Below are 21179 nucleotides of genomic sequence, written 5' to 3'. Positions count from 1 at the left end.
TCAGACCCCGACGGCACTCGCAGTCGGGGGTCTTTCCGTGTTTCTGAGCCGGATGGCGTGGCCGGTCCTCTGCATGATCGCCTGGCGGGCGTGTCGGTCCCGGACGTGAAGAGCCATCGCGTGAAGCTCTGTGAGAACCGCCAAGTACTCGCAGCGGGAGTACACACGATGGCCCTTGGACCAGTCTGCCGTATCCGGATTGCTGGAGCTGCTACGCAGAACCGACGCCGGGCAAATGATGCGTCGGCCCGCGTCGTGGCTGAGGTTGCCCGCCGGAGGTGGCGCTGTGTCATCGATGACCACGGCCCGATGGTGTGCCGCCGCGAGTAGCCGCCACGCCTTCAAGCCCACGGGAGCGACCACGCCATAAACGGCAACGACGCCGTCACAACGGCCCGGGTGCTCCACATCGTCGCCCTCGAAGCCCTCACCGGCCACCCCGTCCGCAGCGACCACAAGAATCCCAGGACGTCCCCCCGCCGCCAGCGCGAGCATCCTGCGCTCGACCGCACCCGCACCCGCACGCTCATGGGCATGGCCGTCCGCGCCGATATGCAGCCATGGGGAATCACGGTGAGGTCAAGCCACCCCTCCTTGACCTGTACGCCTACTAGGCACACACTCGGGGCATGACGATGGTCAAGAGTTCCCGTATCGCCGTCCGCCTGCCCGAAGAGCAGGACGCGTTGATCCGCGCCGCCGCCGAGGTCGAGGGCTCCAGCGTCACCGAGTTCACCGTGAACGCGGCCGTGGCCAAGGCCAGGGACGTCCTGGCTGACCAGCGCATGTTCACCCTGGGGAACGAGGCGTGGGCGGAGTTCCTCGCCGTCCTCGATCGTCCGGTGACCCGCAAGCCGCGGCTGGAGCGCCTGTTCGCCGAAGAATCGCTCTTTGAGTGAGCGGCTACTTGGCCCCCCGGCCGATCATCGCCTCCGACGACCTGTCGGCCTTGGACAGCGGCGAACCCTCGCTCGACGACTGGCTGCGCCGACGCGCGCTGGGCAACCAGACCGCGGGGGCATCCCGCTGCTTCGTCACTACCCGGGACGAACGCGTCGTCGGCTACTACGCCCTGGCCACCGGTGCCGTCCAACGGCTGGATACCAGTCGGCGCGTCGGGCAGGGCATGCCCGACCCGGTCCCGGTCATCCTGCTCGGACGCCTCGCCGTCGACGCCAAGGAACAAGGCCGGGGCTTGGGCGCCCATCTGCTCCGGGACGCGATCACCCGTACCGTCACCGCGGCGGAGATCGTCGGTGTGCGGGCGCTGCTCGTCCATGCCCTGCACGACCAGGCCCGGCAGTTCTACCTGCACTTCGGGTTCGAGCCCTCCCCGACCCACCCGCTTCACCTATTCCTTCTGATGAAGGACGCCAGAGCTCTGACCAGGGGGATCACATCCGTATAGCCGGCTTGTCACGGGCACCGCCAGTGCCGTTACTTGGGGTGATAAGCGCAGGCGGACGAGCCGATACGACAAGGCTGGCCTCCGCTGAGGTTTGCTTGGATGCTGAACGAGCCTTCCCGAGGGCACACGACTCGGGTTCCCTGTGTTGCGCGAGGCAGTACCACATCGCCGCTGTGGAACCATCGTCATTGCAGGGAGTCACCAGTCGGCGGGGGTGCCGAAGACCTGCGTCCAGTAGATGCCGTAGCTGCCACCACGGGCAAAGCCGACACCGATCTGGGTGAACTCCCCGTTGAGGATGTTCGTGCGGTGGCCGGGGCTGTGCATCCAGCCGTCCATCACTTCAGCCGGGCTCTGCTGGCCCGCGGCGACGTTCTCACCCAACGCGCGGTAGCGGTAGCCGGCGGCGGTACCGCGGTCGGACATCGTCCGCCCATCCAGGCTGACGTGGTCCATGTAGCTGTTCGCCGCCATGTCCTCGCTGTGCCGTTGCGCGGCCAGGGTCAGGCGTGGTTCGAGGGTCAACGGCCCGGCACCGACCCTGGCCCGTTCGGCGTTCACCAACGCGACCACCTCTGTGACCATGGCCGGGACCACCATGGCGGAGACAGCCTCGGCCGGTCCCGTCGGTCCCCCGGAGCGCTGACCCGGCACCGGCATCGGCGCTGCGCCGTCGTCAGCCACGTCCACACCGAAGTCGCGAGCGAGCCCGGCCAGGCCGTCGGCATAGCCCTGCCCAAGCGCGCGGACCTTCCACTCGCTGCCACGCCGGTAGATCTCGGCAAGTAGGAGCACGGTCTCGGTGCGTGGCGCAGGCGGGGTGAAACGCACGAGCGGAGCCCCGTCGCGGCCACGGATGTCCAGCACCGGTGGTGGCAGCTGCCCGAGCGCCAGCGCGGTGTCGGCGGGGCTGACGACAATGACCACCCGGCTCGCCCCTGGCCGCAGCCGGCTCGGGTCGATGTCCACGCGGTCACCGTTGCACCGTGCACCGGGCGCGGACGGCTGGTTGTAGAAGACGAAGTCCTGGTCGGTTGTGACTTTCCCATCGGCACCCGTGATGAGGACCGAAAGGTCGAAGGGGCCGGGCACCCGTACCGACAGGACACCACCGGGCAACGACCGGTTGGCACCGGCGACCAGCTCGATCATCATGACTCCGGGGCGTGTCGTCGGGCATCGTTGTGTGTCACCGGTGCGTGGCGCCGTCAGGTCTCGGGTGTACGGGTCGAGCCCGGGACGTAAAGTTACGTTCTGGCCACGCCATCGGATGTTATTGTGCCCGGCATGGCCGAGACGGTGTCCCCCTCACGGGGATCTTCCTCCTCCCGCGATACTCCCACCGCACTCGACGGGACACCGTCGCAAGCCTCGCGCCCGGTACGGGTACCGCCCGCACCGCAGCTGCCAGCTGCCCCACCTGCGCCGGTGGCCGGCACCTCGATCGGCCGATCGATCAAACTGTTCCAGGCCTGCCGCCGCGAGCAGGTCGACCCCGCGGGCTTCTACTCGCTGCTCGCCGCGGACTCGGTGCACCAGCTCAGCCGGTTCACGTCGCTGGCCGGCTCGGTGGTGCTGGACGTCGGCGGCGGCCCCGGCTATTTCCGCGCCGCCTTCCAGCGGGCGGGTGCCCGGTACTTCTGGGTCGAACCGGATATTTCAGAGCTGAGCGCGGGGGGCATCGTCGAGCCGGGGCGGGTCCTGGGCAGCGCGCTGGACATGCCGTTCGCCACCGCCTCGGTGGACATCTGCTATTCCTCGAACGTCCTTGAACACGTCCCCGACCCATGGCGGATGTGTGCGGAAATGGTGCGGGTGACCCGTCCCGGCGGCGTGATCTTCCTGAGCTTCACCAACTGGCTGTCGCCGTGGGGCGGACACGAGACCTCACCATGGCACTACCTGGGTGGCCACCGGGCGGCGCTGCGGTACGAGCGCCGCACCGGTGTCGCACCCAAGAACCGCTACGGCACCAGCCTGTTCCCGGTATCGGTCGCGGACGCCCTGGCCTGGGCGAACGGCCGGTCCGACGTCCAGGTCATCGAGGCCATGCCGCGATACCTGCCGACCTGGGCAAAGCCGATCCTTCGGATTCCCGGCGTGCGGGAAGTTCTCACCTGGAACCTGGCGATGGTCTTCCGTAAGCGTTGACGATCAGCGCTGGACTGCTTGAGACGGCGCTGCGCTGCCTGCGCTGTACAGCGCTCCGACCTCGGCCGCGGAAAGGGCACGGTCGAAGATGTGCACCTCATCGACGGTTCCCGGCCAGAAGTCGACCGGTCGGCCGTTGTAGGTTGCCCTGCCGATGACCGTGTGACCGGCGGCTTTCTCCCCCAGGCACACCGAGGCGACCCCCGCCTTCGCTCCGTCGACGTAGAGCGTCATGGTTCCGCCCGCCGCGTCCCGCACGCCCGTGAGGTGGTACCACTGGCCGACCACGGGCGTGGGGCCGAGAGCTCGGACTCCCGCGTCGCTGAAGGCGAACCGGTTGTCGACCGCGGAATACTGCAGATAGAACGCGCTGTTCGGGTCACCATCCTGGCTGACCGCCGTAGCGAACGAGCCGAGCCGGTCAATCTTCACCCAGGCGGACACACTGTAGTTGCCGGTCGTATCGACGATCGAGGTACCGGTGTCGACGAACTGGTTCGAACCGTTGAATGCCGGCGCCGACCCGGAATGCCCACCCGTCCACGCCGGACCGCCCACCAGGGTCGCCTCATGGCCACCCAGCGCGTCCCTGGTAACCGTGCCGTTGCCCTCGTCGAACCGATAGAAGCTCACACCGTCGAGCCCGGCCGTGCCCGGCGGATAACTGATCAGATCGTCCTCCACCGAAACCGAGGCGTCGATCAGTGACCGGTTGGCCTTGCGTACCGATGCCGCATCGGCTTTGAGCACCGCGCGGTCATAGGTGTAAAGCCCGTTGATTTCGTTCTCCACATCACTGATCTGCGTATACACAGAGCCGGACAGGCCACACCGCTTCTCCATCGCCAGGAGTCTGTCGGACAGCTCCACGTAGCGTCGGGTCACAGTGGCCGCGTCGGGCTCGAGTTCATTGGCAAAGGCCTTTGCCGGGTCGTACAGATGGCCGTCGACCTTCAGCCCGAGCCCACCGAACTCGCCGTCCACGCTCGCCCTGTTTCCCTGCTGGACAGGCCCGCCCGGGCCGACGTAGGTGTGGTTGTCGTATACGTCACCTTCGCCACTGTCCGGGATGGACGCGCAGCAGTTCACGCCGCTGTCCGCGTCGACCAGCCGGCTGGAGTCCCAGGACCTGACCAGGTCGGCGACGCGTTTCGGTTCGTACTCACCCCAGCCCTCGTTGAACGGCACCCACATGACGATCGATGGATGCCCGCGGTGGGCGTCGACCAGCGCATGAAGTTCGGACTCGAACTGATATCTGGCGCCATCGGGCGGGGCGTGTCCGCCGAACATCGCGGGCATGTCCTGCCAGACCAGCAGACCGAGTTTGTCGGCCCAGTAGTACCAACGGTCGGATTCAACCTTGGCATGCTTGCGGACCATGTTGAAGCCGAGCTGTTTGTGCGCCTCGAGGTCGGAGCGCAGCGCCTCGTCGGTGGGAGCAGTATAAAGGCCATCCGGCCAGAATCCCTGGTCGAGAGTGCCGACCTGCATCACGAACCGACCGTTCAGCAGCATCCGGGTCCTGCCGTCGCGACCGCCGCCCAGGGATATCGAACGCATTCCGAAGTACGAGCTGACCTCGTCGACGGCATTGTTTCCAATAGCATTGTTTCCAACGGCATCACCGCCGGCGGCCCCGGTGCCGACTGGATCGTTACCTGCGACATTACCGCCATCGCCATCACTTCCGGCACCATGTGTTCCGGAACTGGTACCTCCGACGCTGTTACCCGCCTCGCTCAGGCGTACCTTGAGGGTGTAAAGAAATGGATCGTCGGGGGTCCACAGGTGCGGATTGGGGACGGGCAGCCGCAGTTCGGTGCCCGGCGGGCCGCTGACCCGGCCGATCTCCTGCTCGCCGGCGTAGGCGATCGCCTCGGCAGTGACCCCGATGACCCCGGTGGCCACAACGGTCAACCGCAGGTCGTTCCCGGGCAGATCCGGGGTGGCGTCGAGCCGGTCGACGTGCGCGGGGGCCACCGGCTCCATCCACACCGTCTGCCAGATGCCGGACGACGACGTGTAGAAGATTCCGCCGGGATCAGGGCGCTGCTTGCCGACGGCCTGGTTGGCCGCGTCGGTCTGGTCATGCACACCGACCACCACCTCCTGCGGCCCGGATCCGGTCAGCGCGTCCGTGACGTCGATACCGAAAGCGTCGAATCCACCCTTGTGGGTCGCGGTCAGCCGACCGTTCACATACACGGTCGCCTCGTAGTCCACGGCCTGAAAATGGAGCAGAAGACGCGCTCCCCGACCAACCTGCCAGACATCTGGAACGGTGAAGGTACGGCGGTACCACATCCGACCGACGGGCCGTTTGATTCCCGACAGCGCGGACTCCACCGGATACGGCACCAGGATCCGCTCGGCCAGATCCCGACCCACCGGCGGTGCTTCGCCCGCCGCATCGGGGCCGGCATCGGCGGCGAACTGCCACACTCCGTTGAGGTTCTGCCAGCGGGCACGGGTGAGCGCTGGCCGCGGATACTCGGGCAACGGATTGCCCGCCGACACCTTGTTCGTCCACGCAGTGGTCAGCGGGGGTGTCTTGGGAGCCCAACCGGCGACCGGGCCGGGCTGGGCCGTTGGCGGCTCGGCGCTGGCCGGTGGGCTCGTTGTCTGGGCTGTCACCAACACGACGAACGCCACCACAGCGGCGACCATTCCGACCCGTCCGCGAGCATCACGTTCACGGCAATCCTGTTCGCGGACCCGCACAGTGCCCCGATCCGCCCGTCATGGGCATACGTCAATGCGGGCGGTGGTGCCACCACACCGCCCACTGCCATCAGTAGTCTTATTCGGCCGGTTATCAGGCTTTTCCCTGATAAGAACTCTCGGTAAATCGGACTAATAGTACTGACGACTACCGCGAAGCTCGCAGAATGTGACGGAATCGCGGAATGTGACGGAGTCGCCTTTGGCCCGCGACGCCGCGTCCCTATTGCCGGTCGCGCTAAACCAGCCGTAGCTGGTGGCCCTGGCTCACCCGGCGCGGGCGGGTACCCACCGGACCCGAACGACGCTGGAGCAGTGGCTCACCGAGGACGTCGAGAAACGGTGACGGCCGTGTCGGCGCGACCGCCCCGCCCCGGCGACGGTGGGCCGAATGCGTGAGCACGAGCTGCCCCCGCGCCCGGGTCATGCCGACGAACAGCAGTCGGCGCTCCTCACTGTCCCCGTCGTCGTCCCCGGCACCGGGATCCTGTGCATCGGGATCCTGCGCATCGGTGACCGTTGGCGATGAGGAACCTGCCCAGCGCAACGGCAGCAGACCATCCTCGCATCCGATAATGATCACAAGGCCGAATTCCAGGCCTTTGGACGCGTGCAACGTCAGCAGCGATATCCGGTCCGCGCGCGGATCAAGAGTGTCAACCTCCGCGCCGAGTGCGATCTCGGACCGGAACCGCTCCAGATCCTCCCCGCACTCGGTGGCAAGCGGGGTCAGGATGTCGAGCGCATAGCGGATCTCAACCTCATCATCGCTCATCGACTGAGCTGCGGTCCGCAACCGTGCGAGGACGGATCGCCGCTGCGAGACGTCACCGGTGTGCTCATCGAGGAGCGCCAGCAGGCGCCCGACACCCGGGGCGTCGGCAAACCGGTTATGAGAACGTTGCTGGAAGGGAAAACCATGCCGGTCCAGCGCATCCATCACCGGCCGGGCCTGGCGAGCCGTGCGGTAGAGCACCGCGATGTCGGCGAAGGACAACCTGGCCTCGCCGGTCGCGTCCACACCGAGGTCAAGGGCGTGGAAGGACGTGCCTCCCAGCGCCTGTTCGATGGTGCTCACCACGACCGCGGCCTCCTCGGCCTCGCTCGCGGCCCGGTGCAGCAGCGGTCGGGGGCTCTGCGGGTGCTGCCCGACCGCTGTGAGCGTTCGGCCGGGAACGAGCGTCGCCGGTTCGATCAGGCGGACGGCGGCGTCCACGATGGCCGCCGTGGAGCGGTAGTTGCGGGTGAGCGATACCACCTGGGCGTCGGGGAAGTCGTCCCGAAAACGCAGGAAGAAGCCCACATCGGCGCCACGGAAGGAGTAAATGGCCTGGTCCGGGTCGCCGATCGCACACAGGTTCGCGTCAACCGCTCCATCAACCGGCCCGTCAGCAGCCCCCTCAACAGCCCCGTCAACCGACCCCTCAGCCGTGCTCGCACCGGCACGGCGTCCTGTCAACATCGTCAACAGGACGTACTGCAGCTCGTCGACATCCTGGTACTCGTCGACCCAGACGTGGCGCCACCGCGCCCGGAAGGACTCGGCCAGGTCCGGATGTTCCCGCATGGCGATCACCGGCAGCGCGAGGAGGTCGTCGAGGTCCACCAGACCACGTGCGCGCAGGGCCTCGTCGTACCGCTGGGCCAGACCGGCCAGCTCATGACCGGCCAGTTCATGCCCGGCCGTCGCACCGGCGAGCGCGTGTGCCCGTCGGAAGCCGGCCAGCTCGCGCCGGACCCGTTCCAGGTTGCGCGCACCGGTGACCGTCCCGGCCAGCGCGTCCCGCAGGATGTCTGCGCGGGTCGCTTCGTCCGCCACCCGGACGTGCGCGCCGAGGCCGAACAGGTCGTGGCACTCCCGGACGATCCGCAGGCCCAGACCGTGGAAGGTCGTAGCGAGGATGCGGGGCGCCGCCGCGCCGACGAGGGCGTCGAGCCGCTCCCGCAGCTCGGTCGCGGCCCGCCGAGTGAAGGTCACGGCCAGGCATTGTTCGGCCGGCACCCCCTGCTCCCGGACCCGGTGCGCGACCGAATGGACCAACGTCCGGGTCTTGCCGGTACCGGGTCCGGCAATGATCAGCAGTGGCCCCTGGATGACCGCCGCCGCCACGCGCTGTTCGGCGTCGAGTCCGGCCAGAATCGACGTGCCAATCGGGCTGGTCGGACTGGTCGGACTACTCGTCACCGCGCCCGTGTCGGGCGGGCCGCAAACCGCCGCAGCCGCAGCCGTGTCTGCAGCCGTGTCTGCCGCCGGTACAACCGAGGGCGCCAGCGCGCTGCGCCCACGGCGGGCGCCTCCCCGTCCGATCCGGGTGCCGGCGGCTGATGAACCCCCGGCTGATGAACCCCCGGCGGCTGAACGCACGGCGGCCGACCCCCCGACGGCTTGGCCCGGCGCGGACCTGCCCGCCCCGGTGGCGCCCGCTGCGGGAGCCAGGTCGAACAGCGTGCCCACATTCGAGGTGAGCTCCAACGGGTCGAACAGCCGGATGACCCCGTACTCGCCGTCATAGCCGGCGTCACGGATCACCTCCTCCCGCCGCAACCGTCGGATCGCCTCGACCAGTGCGGACGAACCGACCGCACCGATCGCGTCGAGCGGGACCTCGCCGAGGATTGCCAGCTCCGGGCCGAGCCGGGCGGTGAGCGTTGTGACCTGCGCGGCCACAGCCTTGCTCTTCGGCCCGACCCCGAGGATCTCGCCGACGACCTCGGGCAGGGCAACCAGTGACCGCACCTCTCCCGCGGTCGACGGGCGGTGTCCCTCGTCTCGGTCGGCGAGCGCCTCCACCCGGTGCAGCACACCGACCGTCAGTGGGCGCCCGCACTCGGGGCAGCGACCGTCGGCCTCCCGGGTCTGGCTCGGCTCGTATCGGACCCCGCATTTGCGGTGACCGTCAAGGTGGTACTTGCCCTCTTCGGGAAAGAACTCGATGGTGCCGGCGAAGCCGTCCCCATTGCGCAGCGCCGCACGCATCGCAAAGTAGTCGACGTCGCAGGTGAACGCGGTCGCCTCCCGGCCGAGCATGGGCGGGGAATGCGCGTCGGAATTGCTGACCAGACGGAACCGGTCGAGTCCGGACAAGCGCCAGAACATCGGTGGATCCGCCGACAGGCCCGTTTCCAACGCAAAGATGTTGTCCGCGAGGTCGAGATAGCAGTCCTCGATCGCGTCGAAACCGGATTTCGACCCGAGGACGGCGAACCAGGGAGTCCACACGTGGGCCGGCACCAGGTAACAGCCCTCCCCCGCACCGAGGGTGATCTCCAGCAGATCACGGGAGTCCAACCCCAGGATGGGACGCCCGTCCGCGGCGAGATTACCGATCTTCCCAAGACTCGCGGTGATCCGCCCGGCGGCGTCGGTGTCCGGAGCATAGAGGAGATGGTGAACCTTGCGGGTCTTGTCGCCCCGCTTGTAGATCGTGGAAATCTCCGTGGACAGCATGAATCGGGTTGCCGTCCGGCACAACGCGGGCAGCGTCCGCATGACGTCAGCCTCAAGGTCGGGGCGAAGCCGGAACAGGCCCGGCTCGGCCGGCACGAGCTTGGTGGCGATCTCCTGTGACCAGGCGGGGTGGGTGAAGTCACCGGTGCCGACCACTGCGATGCCCTTGCGCGCCGCCCACCAGGCCAGATGCTCCAGGTCGCAGTCCCGGCTGCATGCTCTGGAGTACTTGGAGTGGATGTGCAGGTCCGCAAGAAACCGTGAGTTCACAGACACGTATGTTGTCGTACCCCTGCGCCCGCACCTGCGGGTACCCCCACCGCACGCTGCTGGCGATCCGTCGGTGACACCGACCTCAAGATCGCCTGATGCAATCCTCAACCACCCGCTGGTACCAACTCTACGCACGTTCTAGTACCAATCCCAACCACAGCCGACGTGTGATGCGGGACGTGGGGCGCGCCGGGGGCTGGTGTGCCGAGGCCCGGTGGAGCAAGGCTAACGGCGTGGGAATGCATCGCCCGGGCCGTAGCGGACCCCGGTGCCGCCGTGGGCATCGCCAATCTTGCACAGGACACCACGGCGGCGCAGGTCGGCGAGCATGTCCCGAGCGCCGAACATGGTCACGTCGAACATCCGCTGCAGCGTGCGGTTGGTGACGTACCCGTACTCACGGACATGTTCGAGCACCTTCTCGTCCGTCTGCGCGGGGCCCTGGCGGTGGTAACGAACAGCGCGCCCGAGCCCGGCGAGCGCGGCGGGGCGTAGCCGGTAGGTGGGCAACGGCCGGCCCGCCGTTCGCCTGGTCGTTTCGACCAGTTCCAAGGCGACCATGCGGGCCAGCACCTCCTGGCTTTCCGGCGCCGGGCGCTGCACCACCCGAGCCAGGGTAACCGCGTCCACCGACTGGCGGGTCCGCAGGTAGGACAGGGTCAGCAGGATTTCGACGTCCCGACCCGCCTGGGCGGGCAGAGTTGAGACGTAACCGACGAAGGCGTCGTCGCCTATGCCACCACGGACCACGGCACGGACCGAGGTACCGAGATCGGTGAACGTCGGCGGCTCTTTGCCCACCCGCAACAGCTCACGAAATGCGCGATCGACTCCTTGACCGGTGCGTTCGGCAAGCCGGAGCATTGAAAAGACCTCGGTAAGCAGCCGATTACGAGGCGTCGAAGGATAGCTGAGAACATTATCCGGCGTGATCCCGGGAAGAAATCCCCCGGGGCTTGTCACAATGAGCGCCTCCGGGGAATGCTCCACATCCACCGTGCCGTGGGTCTCATACGACCGGTGGAGGAAGGCGTTGACGACCAGCTCACGCACGGCGTTCTGCGGATAGTCGACGAGTTGCAGTTGGATGCCGCCGGAGATGTTGAGCGGGCGGAACGCGGCATGCGCTTCGACCAGGCCGAGCATGCGCTCGATACCCGCAAGGACCGGCTGCTCCTCCCGAACCCGGCTGGTCGCTTCCGAGCCGCTCGACGGCCGGTACTGAAAGGAATAACCATGTCCGGGTAGCAGTTGCCGCAGCGCATCCTGCCGGCCGAGTAGCAACAGGCCGGCATAGGTCAGCTCTCCGGCGGGGGTCAGCAATCGCAGAGCGGTCAGCACCCGCAGGTCATCCTGCCCAGCAAGATCGCCCTTGTCCACGGCCACGAGATAATCGCGCAACCGTCCGAGTTCGAGGTGAGACAGCGCGTCGATACCATGGTAGCCACACGGCTGCGCGGACCAGTCGAGTTGACCTCTAGCGACGAGGAGATCCCGCACAGTCTCAGGCTAGTCGATCTGAGGCCCATCTGAAGCCTGCTGGTGCCTGACTGAGAAGCCATCACGATTGGACATCAATCAGTTGTTCCTCAGTTGTCATGCGCCAGGCCCGGCTGGAGGGATAACTCGGTGCAACTCGGTACCACCAGCACGCTTCGGTACGACACGGCCAGCCCTCTCGCTTCACATAACTGTGACTGACAGTAATCTCCATCAGATGCCTCGGACTCGCGAACGCTTGAGCGCGACACGTTCCGTGCTGCTGGTCGTCTCCCTGGTGACATGGCTGATCGCCGCGCTCTCGACCACGGCGGCCGCCGCTCCCGATCCCATACCGGCACCGGCACCGGCACTGCGGCCAGCCAGCCCGAACCTCCTCGGTGGTCCGGTGCTGGCGAGCGCCGGCGTGGTGGTCGGTTCGCGAGCCTCTTCCCCGCCCCCCGACACCACCGCCGCAAGTTGGCTCATCGCCGACGCCGACAGCGGCGCCGTCCTCGCGGCCCGGGACGCCCACGGTCCCCACCTGCCGGCGAGCACGCTCAAGATCCTAACTGCGCTCGCCGTGCTGCCGCGGCTGTCGCCTGCTCAGGAGGTGACGATCAGTACTGCGGCCGCGTCGGTTGACGGAACGCGGGTGGGTCTCGTCCCCGGCATGACCTACACGGTCGCGGAACTCGCCACAGCAATGATCGTCGCCAGCGGTAACGACGCGGCCGTAGCACTCGCCGAAGCCGCCGGTGGGGCTGACGCCACGGTCGTGCTGATGAACCGGACCGCGGCCGAACTGAACGCACGCGACACAACGGCAGGGGATCCAAGTGGCCTGGACGCACCCGGGCAGACGACATCAGCATACGATCTTGCATTGCTGGGCCGGGCCGCGCTCGCCAATCCCATCGTCCGCAGGTTCCTGACCATCCCACGGGCGACCGTCCGCGGCCGGGACGGCAAGTCGTTCGAGATCCAGAACCACAATGACCTGCTCGCCTCGTATCCGGGAACGATCGGCGTCAAGAACGGATACACCGCCGCGGCGGGCGCCACCTACATCGGCGCGGTCCGGCGCGGCGGCCACACTCTCATCCTCACGATGCTGCGGGCAGCCCCGGCATATGCCAAGGAGGCCCGGCCGCTGCTCGACTGGGGATTCGCGAACGTCGACACAATCGCTCCGGTCGGACACCTTGTCGTCAAGAGCGACGAAACGCGCGGCCTCGCGATGGCTCCGGACGGATCAACCGTGGACGGTCTGCGACCGCTGGCCACCGCCGATGCTGGTACGGGAACCGGAGGCCGGCATGACACCGGCACGCACGATTATGCTCGAAGGCAGTCACAACGGCGAGATATCGGCGACCACGGGATAGGACCAGCCACCTGGATCGCTATCGCGATCACACTGATATTCGGACTTTTCACTCTACGTAGGCGACTTTCGCGGCGGCACCTTTTCCCGAACAGCGACGCGTTCCCGAACATTGACGCACTGCCCGGTATGGCAGCCCGACCGCCCGTTCCCACAGCACACCTCCTGCGCTCGGGAAACGTCTCCACATCCCGCGTACGGCTTGTGCCTCATCGACGAGGTGGCGGCGAGGACGGCACCCCTACACCCGGGCTGCGTGTCGGGACCGGCGGTGGCCCGTCATCAGCTGCCTCCCCGGCTGGAACGTCGGCACCGGCTGGAACGTCGGCACCGGCTGGCACGTCGGCACCGGCTGGCACGTCGGCACCGGCTGGCACGTCGGCACCGGCTGGCACAGCGGTACCCGACGGTGGTACATCGGACGAGTAGGGCGCGGTCACCGTCCACGCCGCTACCAGCAACGTCCAACGCATCATGATATTGATCCAGATCAACAATCCGACAATCACCGCGAACGTCCCGTAGACGGGGTTTCTCGTGGTCATGCCGACCAGCGCGGTCGCGAGAACCTTGAGCACCTCCACCCCGATCGCGCCGAACAGCGCGCCCGCCAGCGCACGGCGATGGTCGGTGATCCGCGGGAGCCAGACAAACAGGCAGCGGAAGAGTGCCACGTCCAGGGCCAGCGCGACGACGACAGCGAGTATCGAGGTCAGCGCCGTCGCCGCAGTGCTGCCAGCGAGCCCGATCCAGTGCAGAAACGTCCCCGAGACCGACGTGGCAACGCTGGTCACCGCAATCGACGCGAAGCTGATGAGACCGAGCCCGGCAAGGACGCCGATGTCCTTCACTCGGCGGATCACGACGTTTCCGACCTCCACGTCCTGATGCCACATGATTCTGATCGCGTCCCGCAGCGCGTCGATCCATGCCAGCCCGGCCAGCAGCAGACCGACCAGGCCGATCAGGCCGACACCGACCTTCGCGTTGCCGATACTGGCGATGTCCAGCTTGTCCGCAAGCCCCGGTAGATAACTGTTGATCTGCTTGGTCAGCTCCTGCCGAACATCCGGATAGGCGTCAACCACGAAACCTGCGATCGAGAAGGCGAGTGCGACCAACGGGAAGAACGAGAGGAAGGCAAAGTACGTCGCGGCAGCTGAAAGTCGGTCGCCGCCGTCCTCGGTGTACCGGTGGTAGGCGCGCAGCACATGGTCGATGAAGGGCCGCCGACGGCGCACGGCACCGGCTGCACCGGATGCCTTCCGCGCTCCGGAACGGAGCGCACTGATCGGGTTGTCCACCGGACCTAACTACCCATCAAGGACGTCCCTGTCACGGCCGATTCCACCCCGCGGCCGCCGGCCATCCGTCCGTTTTCACCAGATTCCATACTCTACCGGGCCGCGGTCTATCCGGGCCGCGGTCTATCCGGGCCGCGGTCTATCCGGGCCGCGGGCGGCTCCCCAAGCCACGGAGACGGGTCCGTCGGCACCGCCGGCGAGGGCCCCCGAGGCCGTCGCCGGCGGTGCCTGCCCACACCAGAGAACCAGAAAACGCCTATCCGCCCACCTCGGCTTCGCCACCAACCGGCGGATTGAGAGGAGCTTCCGAAGCGCCCGCGAACGCAGCCTGCTGAGCCAGTTCCCAATCCTTGGGGAACTCGATCGCTACGCGCCCCAGAGTGCCGCCGTCGGTCGTCGGGAAGCAGACCCCGGACATGTACGCGGACTCGTCGCAGGCCAGGAAGAGCGCGGCGTAGGCGTTGTCGAGCAGGTTCGGGGGACGCCGCAGCTTCAGGGGCATCGGAGCGTAGTCCGGGTTCCAGGGACCGGCCACCTCTTCGTAGGACCTGCCGAGCACCTCAGCGTCCGGCGGGAGCCCGAAATTCACGGACATACCGTGGGTCGGGCAGATCGCGTTGACCCGTATGCCGTAGCCGCCGAGGTCGAACGCGGCGCCCCGGACGAGCGCGTTCACCCCGCCCTTGCTCGCGGTGTAGATCGTGAACCTCGGGTACGCCGCCAGCGACGACGCCGACGATGTGACCACGATCGTCCCACCGCCCTGTGTCTTCATCGCCCTGGCCGCGTACTTGATGGAGAAGAAGACTCCCTTGAGATTGGTATCGTGGACGTGCGTCCAGCTCTCCTCGGTGGTGTCCTCGAGCGCGACAGTGCCCTGGCCCGGCACCGTGACCCCGGCATTGGCGAACATGACGTCGAGGCGGCCGAAATGCTCGACGGCGGTGGCGACTGCAGCGGCGACCTCACTTTCCACCGTGACGTCGGTTCGGCACGCCAACGCCCGACCGCCGCGCTCACCGATCAGGCTCGCGACGTCCTTTGCCCGTTGTTCGATGATGTCGGTGACGACGACCGTGGCGCCTTCACGAGAGAACAGCAGAGCGCTCTCCCGTCCTAACCCGGACCCGGCGCCGGTGATGACGACGACCTTGTCTTCAAGCCTCACCTGTACTCCTCGTCAAAAGTGGAAGCAGTCTTTCGGATAGCGAGATCGCGCGCTCGGGACACGCCTCCGTCCCATCGCGTGCCTGCTGCTCAAGAGCCGTAGGCACGCAGCGTTCCCAATATGGCAGTAGCCGGAATCGTCGCGCCCGTAGACGTCCGGCCCGTAGGCGTTGCAGCAAGCCGTGTCCGAGGCACAGCGAAGGATCAACCTGCACATCGATCATGCCCTGGCCTCGCTCTCAGCCGAAGTACTGCTCCCGCCGTGGGGATGTCGCACACATCACAGTGAACAAATGATCATCTAGTGTCAAGATATCGTTGCTATCTAATTTGATCGGTGGACGTCGGCCCCGGCGGATGGGCCGTCGTCGGTCATCATGGTTGAGTGACCCAGGACTCCCGGTCCCGACGCAGCTCGGCGACTGTCCGCTCGCTGGTCCTGGGCGCCGCTCGGGAGCTCTTCGACGAGCACGGCTACGAACATGTCACCACCCGGGAGATAGCCACCCGTGCCGGCGTGACCCAGGCGCTGGTGTTCCGACATTTCGGCACAAAGGCCAACCTCTTCGTCGAGGCTGTCTACCGGCCGTTCTACGACTTCGTGGCCGAGTACGTGCGGCAATGGATCGAGCACGGGCACGGCGCCAGGAGCGCCGAGCAGACCACCCGGGACTTCGTCGGCGGCCTCTACCTTCTGCTCATCGATAACCACAAACTGTTGCTGGCGCTACCCGGAGGGCCGAGCGGAGGTTCACCCGAACTTCGCACCCGCGCCGGCGCCTTTCTCCAGGAGGTCTTCGACAAGCTGGAACGGGAGATCGAGGCCGAAGTGGCCGTGCTCGACGCCCCCGTGGTCGACGTGGCGCTGTCCGTTCGGTTCACCGTAGCGCTCGTCTACGGCGCCACCGTGTTGGACGACATGCTGTTTCCCGCCGGCCGACAGCACCCGACCAGAGCGCGCCTGGTCGAGGAAATGGCCGGGTTCGTGATTCGCGGCTCCGGCTCCGGCTCCGGCTCCGACTCCGACTCCGACTCCGACTCCGACTCCGACTCCGACTCCGACTCCGAGGGCCAACCAACCACACCGATCATGCCAATCGAGCCGATCATGTCAACCGAGCCGTCGACTCTCCGTCGCCGGCACCAATGACCGCGACCACGTCGTCGGACAGCTTCGGCCAGACATCAGCGGCCCAGGAACCGAATTCACGGTCGGTCAGGCCCACACACGCGCCATCCAGCGCCGGATCAACCCAGAGAAAAGTCCCACTCCGGCCGAAATGACCGAAAGTTTCAGGTGAATTTGCGTTCCCCGTCCAGTGCGGGTGTTTCCGCCCGCGGATCTCGAAGCCGAGCCCCCAGTCGTTCGGATTCTGCACACCGAACCCGGGCAGTACCCCGGCGGCACCGGGAAAAGCCACCGATGTCGCCGCCGTGAATGTCTGCGCAGCGAGCAACCGCGGCGCCAGCAGTTCACCGGCAAAACGAAGCAGATCAGCCAGGGTCGATGACACCGCGTAGGCCGGCGAGCCCGCCAGCTCGGAGGCCATCATGCCCAGCGGCCCGAACACAGCCTCGGCAAGGTAGTCACCGAAAGCAATTCCGGATGCCTTTTCCACCGTCTCGCCGAGCACGTCGAAGCCGGTGTTCGAATACACCCGCCGTGCTCCGGGCCGGGTCACCACCCGGGTGCCGGAAAAGCCCAGGCCCGACGTGTGGGCGAGGAGATGGGCCACGGTCGAACCCGGGGGACCGGCCGGATCGTCCAAACCGATGGCACCCTCCTCCACCGCGATCAGCGTGGCATAGGCGGCGAGAAGCTTCGACACCGACGCCAACCGGAAGGACCTGTCCACGGCACCAACCGACCCACGCACCGTGACGGCGCCGCTGCCGTCGTGCACCAACACGGCAACGGCCGCGTTCTCGACTGGCCAGGAATCCACCTGCATGAGGGCATCCACGTGCCGAACTTTACGAACCCGGCCGGCCGGGCGCTCCTCGGGCTGGCTGAGAGACTGGGCGGATGTGGCAACACCGACACCTCCCGATGCCATGACCACACCCGAACCCGGCGTCCCGTCGGCAACGGCCCATGCGGCCGGTAGCGCCAGTGCCGCCGATCCGTGCGCTCCGGTCGGGTTGTCCGAGGTCGTGGACCTCCTCATCCTCGGCGCCGGACCAGCGGGCTGCGCCGCGGCGCTACGTGCACTGCAGCTTCGTCCAGATGCCCGGGTCGTGCTGGTGGACGCCGCGGACTTCCCCCGGGACAAAGCGTGCGGCGACGGCATCGCCCCGCACGGCCTGGACGTCCTGCGCGCCCTCGGCGTGTCCGATGCCGTGGCCGGCTACCTGTCGGTGGACCGGATGCGGCTGCGGACCCCCGGCGGCGCGGAGGTGGCCACCCCGTGCCGACGGGCGAACCACGTGGTACCCCGCACGGTCTTTGACGCGCGACTGGTCTCCGCCGCCCGCGCCCGGGGCGCCGTGCTGCTACGCCGACGCGCGCGGTCCGTCGTAGCCGGCGGCAGCGTGGACGAGCCGGTGGTGGTCGTCAACGATGACCTGCGAGCGCGGGTCGTGGTCGGCGCCGACGGTGCGAATTCGACCACCCGGCGTGCCCTGGGCATCGGGCCGAACCCACCGGAGGCACTGGCCATCGCGGTCCGGGGGTATGCAGACGCGCCACATACCGGCGGCCCGCCCGAACAGCTCATCGAGATGACCGACGAGGGCTGGCCGGCGTATGCCTGGTCATTTCCGATCGGTGATGGCCGCGCCAACATCGGCTACGGGATGTTGCGATCGAAGCTCGCTGCGCTGCACGGCGATGCTGCTGGTCGCACGGTCCTGCACGGCACTCTGGCCCGGATGCTGCCCGACCAACCAGCGCATCCGGGGACGCTGCGCGCCCACCATCTGCCCCTGTCGACGTGGCGACCCCGGCAGCCCGATGGTCCGGTCCTGCTCGCCGGGGATGCCGCATCACTGATCAATCCGCTGACCGGCGAGGGGATCTACTACGCGCTGCTGTCCGGGTCACTGGCTGGTGAGGCCGCTGTGACCGCTGCACCGGCCCGAGCCGGCGCGGCTTATCGCAAAGCGCTTGATCGGGAACTCGGCCGGCATCTGCGGCACACCGCCCTGTTGGCCGGGCTTGCCGGCCGGCGTCGAACCCTCATGGACTCAGCCGTCCGTGCAGCCCGCCACCGCACCGAACTGTACGACAACCTGGTCGAGATCGGTCTTGGGCGGGGAACCATCCCGACCGCCTCCGTAGCGCGCCTTGCTCTGCGAAAGCTGGCCCTGCCCGGATAGCGCAGCCGCCGGACCTGCCGAATCGGTTGTACCGATCCGGCAGGAATCCCGGCGGTCCCCAACGGTATTCCCAACAGGGTTCCTGACAAGACAGCCCAGCAGGATTACAGGCTTGCCACATCCGCCTGCTTGACTCGGACGGCCTCCGCGGCGGTGACGAGCGCCGCCTTCTCCGCTGCGGACAGGTCTATTTCCACGACCTTCTTCACGCCCCCGCGACCTATCTGGGCGGGCACACCCAGATAGACGCCGGAAATGCCGAACTCGCCATTCACCCAGGCGCATACCGGCATGACCGCGCCGGAGTCCTGCGCCACGGCCTTCACCATCCGGGCGGCGGCTGCGGACGGCGCATAATAGGCCGACCCGGTCTTGAGGAGCGCGACCACCTCGGCACCGCCGTTGCGGGTCCGGGTGACCAGCTCATCGATCGTGTCGGCGGGCAGCAACTCCGTGAGCGGCTTGCCGTCCACCGTGCACTGGGACGGCACCGGCACCATGGTGTCACCGTGCGAGCCCAGGGTGAGGGTCTGTACGGACTTCACCGGTACGCCCAGCTCCACCGCGACGAAATTGGTGAAGCGTGCGGTGTCGAGCATCCCGGCCTGACCGATGACCCGGCTCCGGGGGAACCCGAGAACGTTGGCGGCGAGCGCGGTCATCTCGTCCAGCGGGTTGGAAACCACCACGACGACGGCGTCAGGCGACGATTTCGCGATGTTCTCCGACACCTGCCGGACAATCTTCGCGTTGACCTCGATGAGGTCCATCCTGCTCATACCGGGCTTGCGGGGCAGGCCGGCGGTGATGACTACGACGTCCGAACCCTCGGTGTCGTCGTAGTCGTTCGTTCCAATCACCGTAGTCTCGAAACCCTCGACCGGGCGCGACTGGTTCAGGTCGAGGGCGATTCCCTGCGGTTTGCCCTCGATGATGTCCGTCAGCACGACCGTGTCGAAAATGTCGTACTCGGCGAGGCGCTGCGCGGTCGTTGAGCCATAGAAACCGGCCCCGACCACAGTCACCTTCCCAGCCATCGGCTGTCAGCTCCCCAACTTCTCGATGATGGCGCCGACGTATTCCGCCGTCCCACCGCGGTGGTATCCGTACGGGTCGGCTTCAGCTCGTATGTGACACTACGCTCTCCTGGATGCCCGAGCAGGCTGCCCGAGCAGGCTGCCCGGCGGGCCTGGCCGGGCCGGGCCGTCGCTCACGAGCCCCCGGCCGGCACCGCAAGCGTCACGACAATGATTGTTATTCCGAGCAGTGCGAGCGTGGTGACATCGAACACCCTTCCTCGCGCCACGAGTAACCCGACCCGCCGGGTCGGCAGCAACAGCCGCGCCAGTGCGCCGGCAAGCAGCGCCGCACCGAGCCCGACCAGGCCCCGCCGCCAGTGGCTCGAGGCGACGACCACGAGGGCGACACCGACGACACCGAGCACGCTGGCGAAGACCGGCTCCCGTCTCGGCCACGACCACCATCGCGGCGCGGACCGACGGTGCCGCAGGTTCATGGCAGCGCCGCTGCGACACCGCGCAGGACATCCGCGGTCATCGTCAAGGCGTCGGCCGGGGTGAACGTCCCCCTGCGCGTGAGTTCCCCGCGCAGGTCCGAACCCATACCGCCCCAGACGATCAAAGTGTCGAGCGCATAGTTGCTTCCGAGCAGCTCGGGCACGTCCCTCCCCCTGGAGGCGTCCGACGATCATATGTCGAACAGGTAGGTCATCTCACCACACGACCACACGAAGCCCGCATGCGGCATGCCGGTTCGCCACCCATGCACGGCCGCGCGGGACCACATCCTGAATCGATCTTCCACAGAACGCACAACAGACCCAAGCTGTCCGCCTGACCTGGTGCGATGCACCTGGAAAGAGTTGCCGGTCAGGCCCGAAAGCGGTCTGCCCGCACCGCGTAAATCGCACGGGACGGCCGCATCGTCACGATCGCCGCACCGGATTCACAACCGTAACTACCCCCCGAGTGCAGGCGTCGTGCCCGACTAGGGCAGAATTCCGCCGCGAGTCCCCGGAGTGGGAGGGAGTGGGTCGTGGCAGACGAAACGCCACACAGCAAGAAACTGCAGGAACTGATGTTCCGGGCTTGGGAGACCTTCGGAGATGCCCGACATCTCGACAGCGATGACCGGGTGTTCGTCCAGGCTCTCGCGCGGCAGACGGCAGACAGGATCTCGGTCCTGTATGGCGCCAGCTGGCGGGAGGCGCTGGACTGGGTTGCGCAGCGTTATGTACCCAACGACGACGCACCCGGAGGCTCCATCCCGGCGTCATCAAACGGCACCACAGCAAGCGCGCGACGAGGAGCGGTGGCGGCGGTGGAGTCCACCGGCACCTCCATCTCGTGAAACGTTGGTGCCGTTCGGCCGGACACCGATGGTCCGAACGGCACCAACGACGAACACAGGCACCCCGAACCGATTACCGCGGTGTGGTCGGGCTTCGTCAGTTTCGGGCGCCGTTTCCGGTGACGGGCGAAATGCTGTCAGGATGCACAC

General features: G+C 67.3%; 17 protein-coding genes and 1 pseudogene. 7 read left to right on the top strand and 11 right to left on the bottom strand.

Annotated elements, in window-relative coordinates; all coding sequences use genetic code 11:
* The gene (locus U9977_RS01070) at positions 1 to 495 is read right to left on the bottom strand and encodes a hypothetical protein (RefSeq protein ID WP_322747235.1); all 495 of its coding nucleotides are present in this window, start codon (positions 493 to 495) and stop codon (positions 1 to 3) included.
* 140 nt (positions 496 to 635) lie between these two features.
* On the opposite strand from U9977_RS01070, the gene U9977_RS01065 reads away from it, so the two are divergent.
* Positions 636 to 899 carry a DUF1778 domain-containing protein gene (locus tag U9977_RS01065; protein ID WP_416210438.1) on the top strand — a complete coding sequence of 88 codons (264 nt, stop codon included), beginning with the start codon at positions 636 to 638 and terminating at the stop codon, positions 897 to 899.
* Positions 896 to 1408: a GNAT family N-acetyltransferase gene (locus tag U9977_RS01060; RefSeq protein ID WP_322747233.1), complete on the top strand. Its 513-nt coding sequence runs from the start codon at positions 896 to 898 to the stop codon at positions 1406 to 1408. The genes U9977_RS01065 and U9977_RS01060 overlap by 4 nt, the downstream gene beginning before the upstream one ends.
* Before the next feature lie 198 nt (positions 1409 to 1606).
* Here U9977_RS01060 and U9977_RS01055 read toward each other — a convergent pair whose 3' ends face one another.
* Positions 1607 to 2560 carry a CAP domain-containing protein gene (locus U9977_RS01055; protein ID WP_322747232.1) on the bottom strand — a complete coding sequence of 318 codons (954 nt, stop codon included), beginning with the start codon at positions 2558 to 2560 and terminating at the stop codon, positions 1607 to 1609.
* Positions 2561 to 2695: 135 nt separating this feature from the next.
* Here U9977_RS01055 and U9977_RS01050 point away from each other — a divergent pair, with 135 nt between their 5' ends.
* On the top strand, positions 2696 to 3559 hold the full coding sequence (locus U9977_RS01050) for a class I SAM-dependent methyltransferase (RefSeq protein ID WP_322747231.1): 864 nt from the start codon (positions 2696 to 2698) through the stop codon (positions 3557 to 3559).
* Positions 3560 to 3562: 3 nt separating this feature from the next.
* Here the strand turns inward: U9977_RS01050 and U9977_RS01045 are convergent, their stop codons facing one another.
* The 3 genes from U9977_RS01045 to U9977_RS01035 all read right to left on the bottom strand — a co-directional run bounded on the left by U9977_RS01045 (position 3563) and on the right by U9977_RS01035 (position 11504).
* The gene (locus U9977_RS01045; protein WP_416210436.1) at positions 3563 to 6229 is read right to left on the bottom strand and encodes a LamG-like jellyroll fold domain-containing protein; all 2667 of its coding nucleotides are present in this window, start codon (positions 6227 to 6229) and stop codon (positions 3563 to 3565) included.
* 292 nt (positions 6230 to 6521) lie between these two features.
* Entirely contained in the window at positions 6522 to 10001 is a 3480-nt protein-coding gene (locus U9977_RS01040) for a UvrD-helicase domain-containing protein (protein WP_322747229.1), read from the bottom strand.
* 228 nt (positions 10002 to 10229) lie between these two features.
* Positions 10230 to 11504, bottom strand: coding sequence for an ATP-binding protein (locus U9977_RS01035; protein ID WP_322747228.1), 1275 nt, complete (start codon positions 11502 to 11504; stop codon positions 10230 to 10232).
* A gap of 217 nt (positions 11505 to 11721) precedes the next feature.
* Here U9977_RS01035 and U9977_RS01030 point away from each other — a divergent pair.
* A pseudogene (locus U9977_RS01030) lies at positions 11722 to 12594 on the top strand (D-alanyl-D-alanine carboxypeptidase family protein); the annotation flags it as partial.
* Between the two features lie 485 nt (positions 12595 to 13079).
* On the opposite strand, the gene U9977_RS01025 reads toward U9977_RS01030, so the two are convergent.
* Positions 13080 to 14174 carry a YihY/virulence factor BrkB family protein gene (locus tag U9977_RS01025; protein ID WP_322747227.1) on the bottom strand — a complete coding sequence of 365 codons (1095 nt, stop codon included), beginning with the start codon at positions 14172 to 14174 and terminating at the stop codon, positions 13080 to 13082.
* A 256-nt stretch (positions 14175 to 14430) separates the two neighbouring features.
* A complete protein-coding gene (locus tag U9977_RS01020; protein ID WP_322747226.1) occupies positions 14431 to 15342 on the bottom strand; it encodes an SDR family NAD(P)-dependent oxidoreductase in 912 nt (303 codons plus the stop codon).
* A 384-nt stretch (positions 15343 to 15726) separates the two neighbouring features.
* Between U9977_RS01020 and U9977_RS01015 the strand changes: the two genes are divergently transcribed.
* Positions 15727 to 16491 carry a helix-turn-helix domain-containing protein gene (locus U9977_RS01015; protein WP_322747225.1) on the top strand — a complete coding sequence of 255 codons (765 nt, stop codon included), beginning with the start codon at positions 15727 to 15729 and terminating at the stop codon, positions 16489 to 16491.
* Here U9977_RS01015 and U9977_RS01010 read toward each other — a convergent pair.
* The gene (locus U9977_RS01010) at positions 16448 to 17305 is read right to left on the bottom strand and encodes a serine hydrolase domain-containing protein (protein WP_322747240.1); all 858 of its coding nucleotides are present in this window, start codon (positions 17303 to 17305) and stop codon (positions 16448 to 16450) included. The two genes, U9977_RS01015 and U9977_RS01010, sit on opposite strands and share 44 nt — an antisense overlap.
* A gap of 91 nt (positions 17306 to 17396) precedes the next feature.
* Here U9977_RS01010 and U9977_RS01005 point away from each other — a divergent pair, with 91 nt between their 5' ends.
* Positions 17397 to 18659: an NAD(P)/FAD-dependent oxidoreductase gene (locus U9977_RS01005; RefSeq protein ID WP_322747224.1), complete on the top strand. Its 1263-nt coding sequence runs from the start codon at positions 17397 to 17399 to the stop codon at positions 18657 to 18659.
* Positions 18660 to 18763: 104 nt separating this feature from the next.
* Here U9977_RS01005 and mdh read toward each other — a convergent pair whose 3' ends face one another.
* The 3 genes from mdh to U9977_RS00990 all read right to left on the bottom strand — a co-directional run bounded on the left by mdh (position 18764) and on the right by U9977_RS00990 (position 20339).
* Positions 18764 to 19696: a malate dehydrogenase gene (gene mdh / locus U9977_RS01000; RefSeq protein ID WP_322747223.1), complete on the bottom strand. Its 933-nt coding sequence runs from the start codon at positions 19694 to 19696 to the stop codon at positions 18764 to 18766.
* A 173-nt stretch (positions 19697 to 19869) separates the two neighbouring features.
* Positions 19870 to 20175: a DUF3017 domain-containing protein gene (locus U9977_RS00995; protein ID WP_322747222.1), complete on the bottom strand. Its 306-nt coding sequence runs from the start codon at positions 20173 to 20175 to the stop codon at positions 19870 to 19872.
* A complete protein-coding gene (locus tag U9977_RS00990) occupies positions 20172 to 20339 on the bottom strand; it encodes a hypothetical protein (protein WP_322747221.1) in 168 nt (55 codons plus the stop codon). The genes U9977_RS00995 and U9977_RS00990 overlap by 4 nt, the downstream gene beginning before the upstream one ends.
* Positions 20340 to 20714: 375 nt before the next feature.
* Here U9977_RS00990 and U9977_RS00985 point away from each other — a divergent pair, with 375 nt between their 5' ends.
* A complete protein-coding gene (locus U9977_RS00985) occupies positions 20715 to 21029 on the top strand; it encodes a hypothetical protein (RefSeq protein WP_322747220.1) in 315 nt (104 codons plus the stop codon).
* Positions 21030 to 21179: the final 150 nt, after the last annotated feature.

This window comes from Protofrankia sp. Cas8 (genome assembly GCF_963555845.1).
In the GTDB taxonomy this organism is placed as follows: domain Bacteria; phylum Actinomycetota; class Actinomycetes; order Frankiales; family Frankiaceae; genus Protofrankia.
This window is presented reverse-complemented; position numbering and strand designations above follow the sequence as displayed.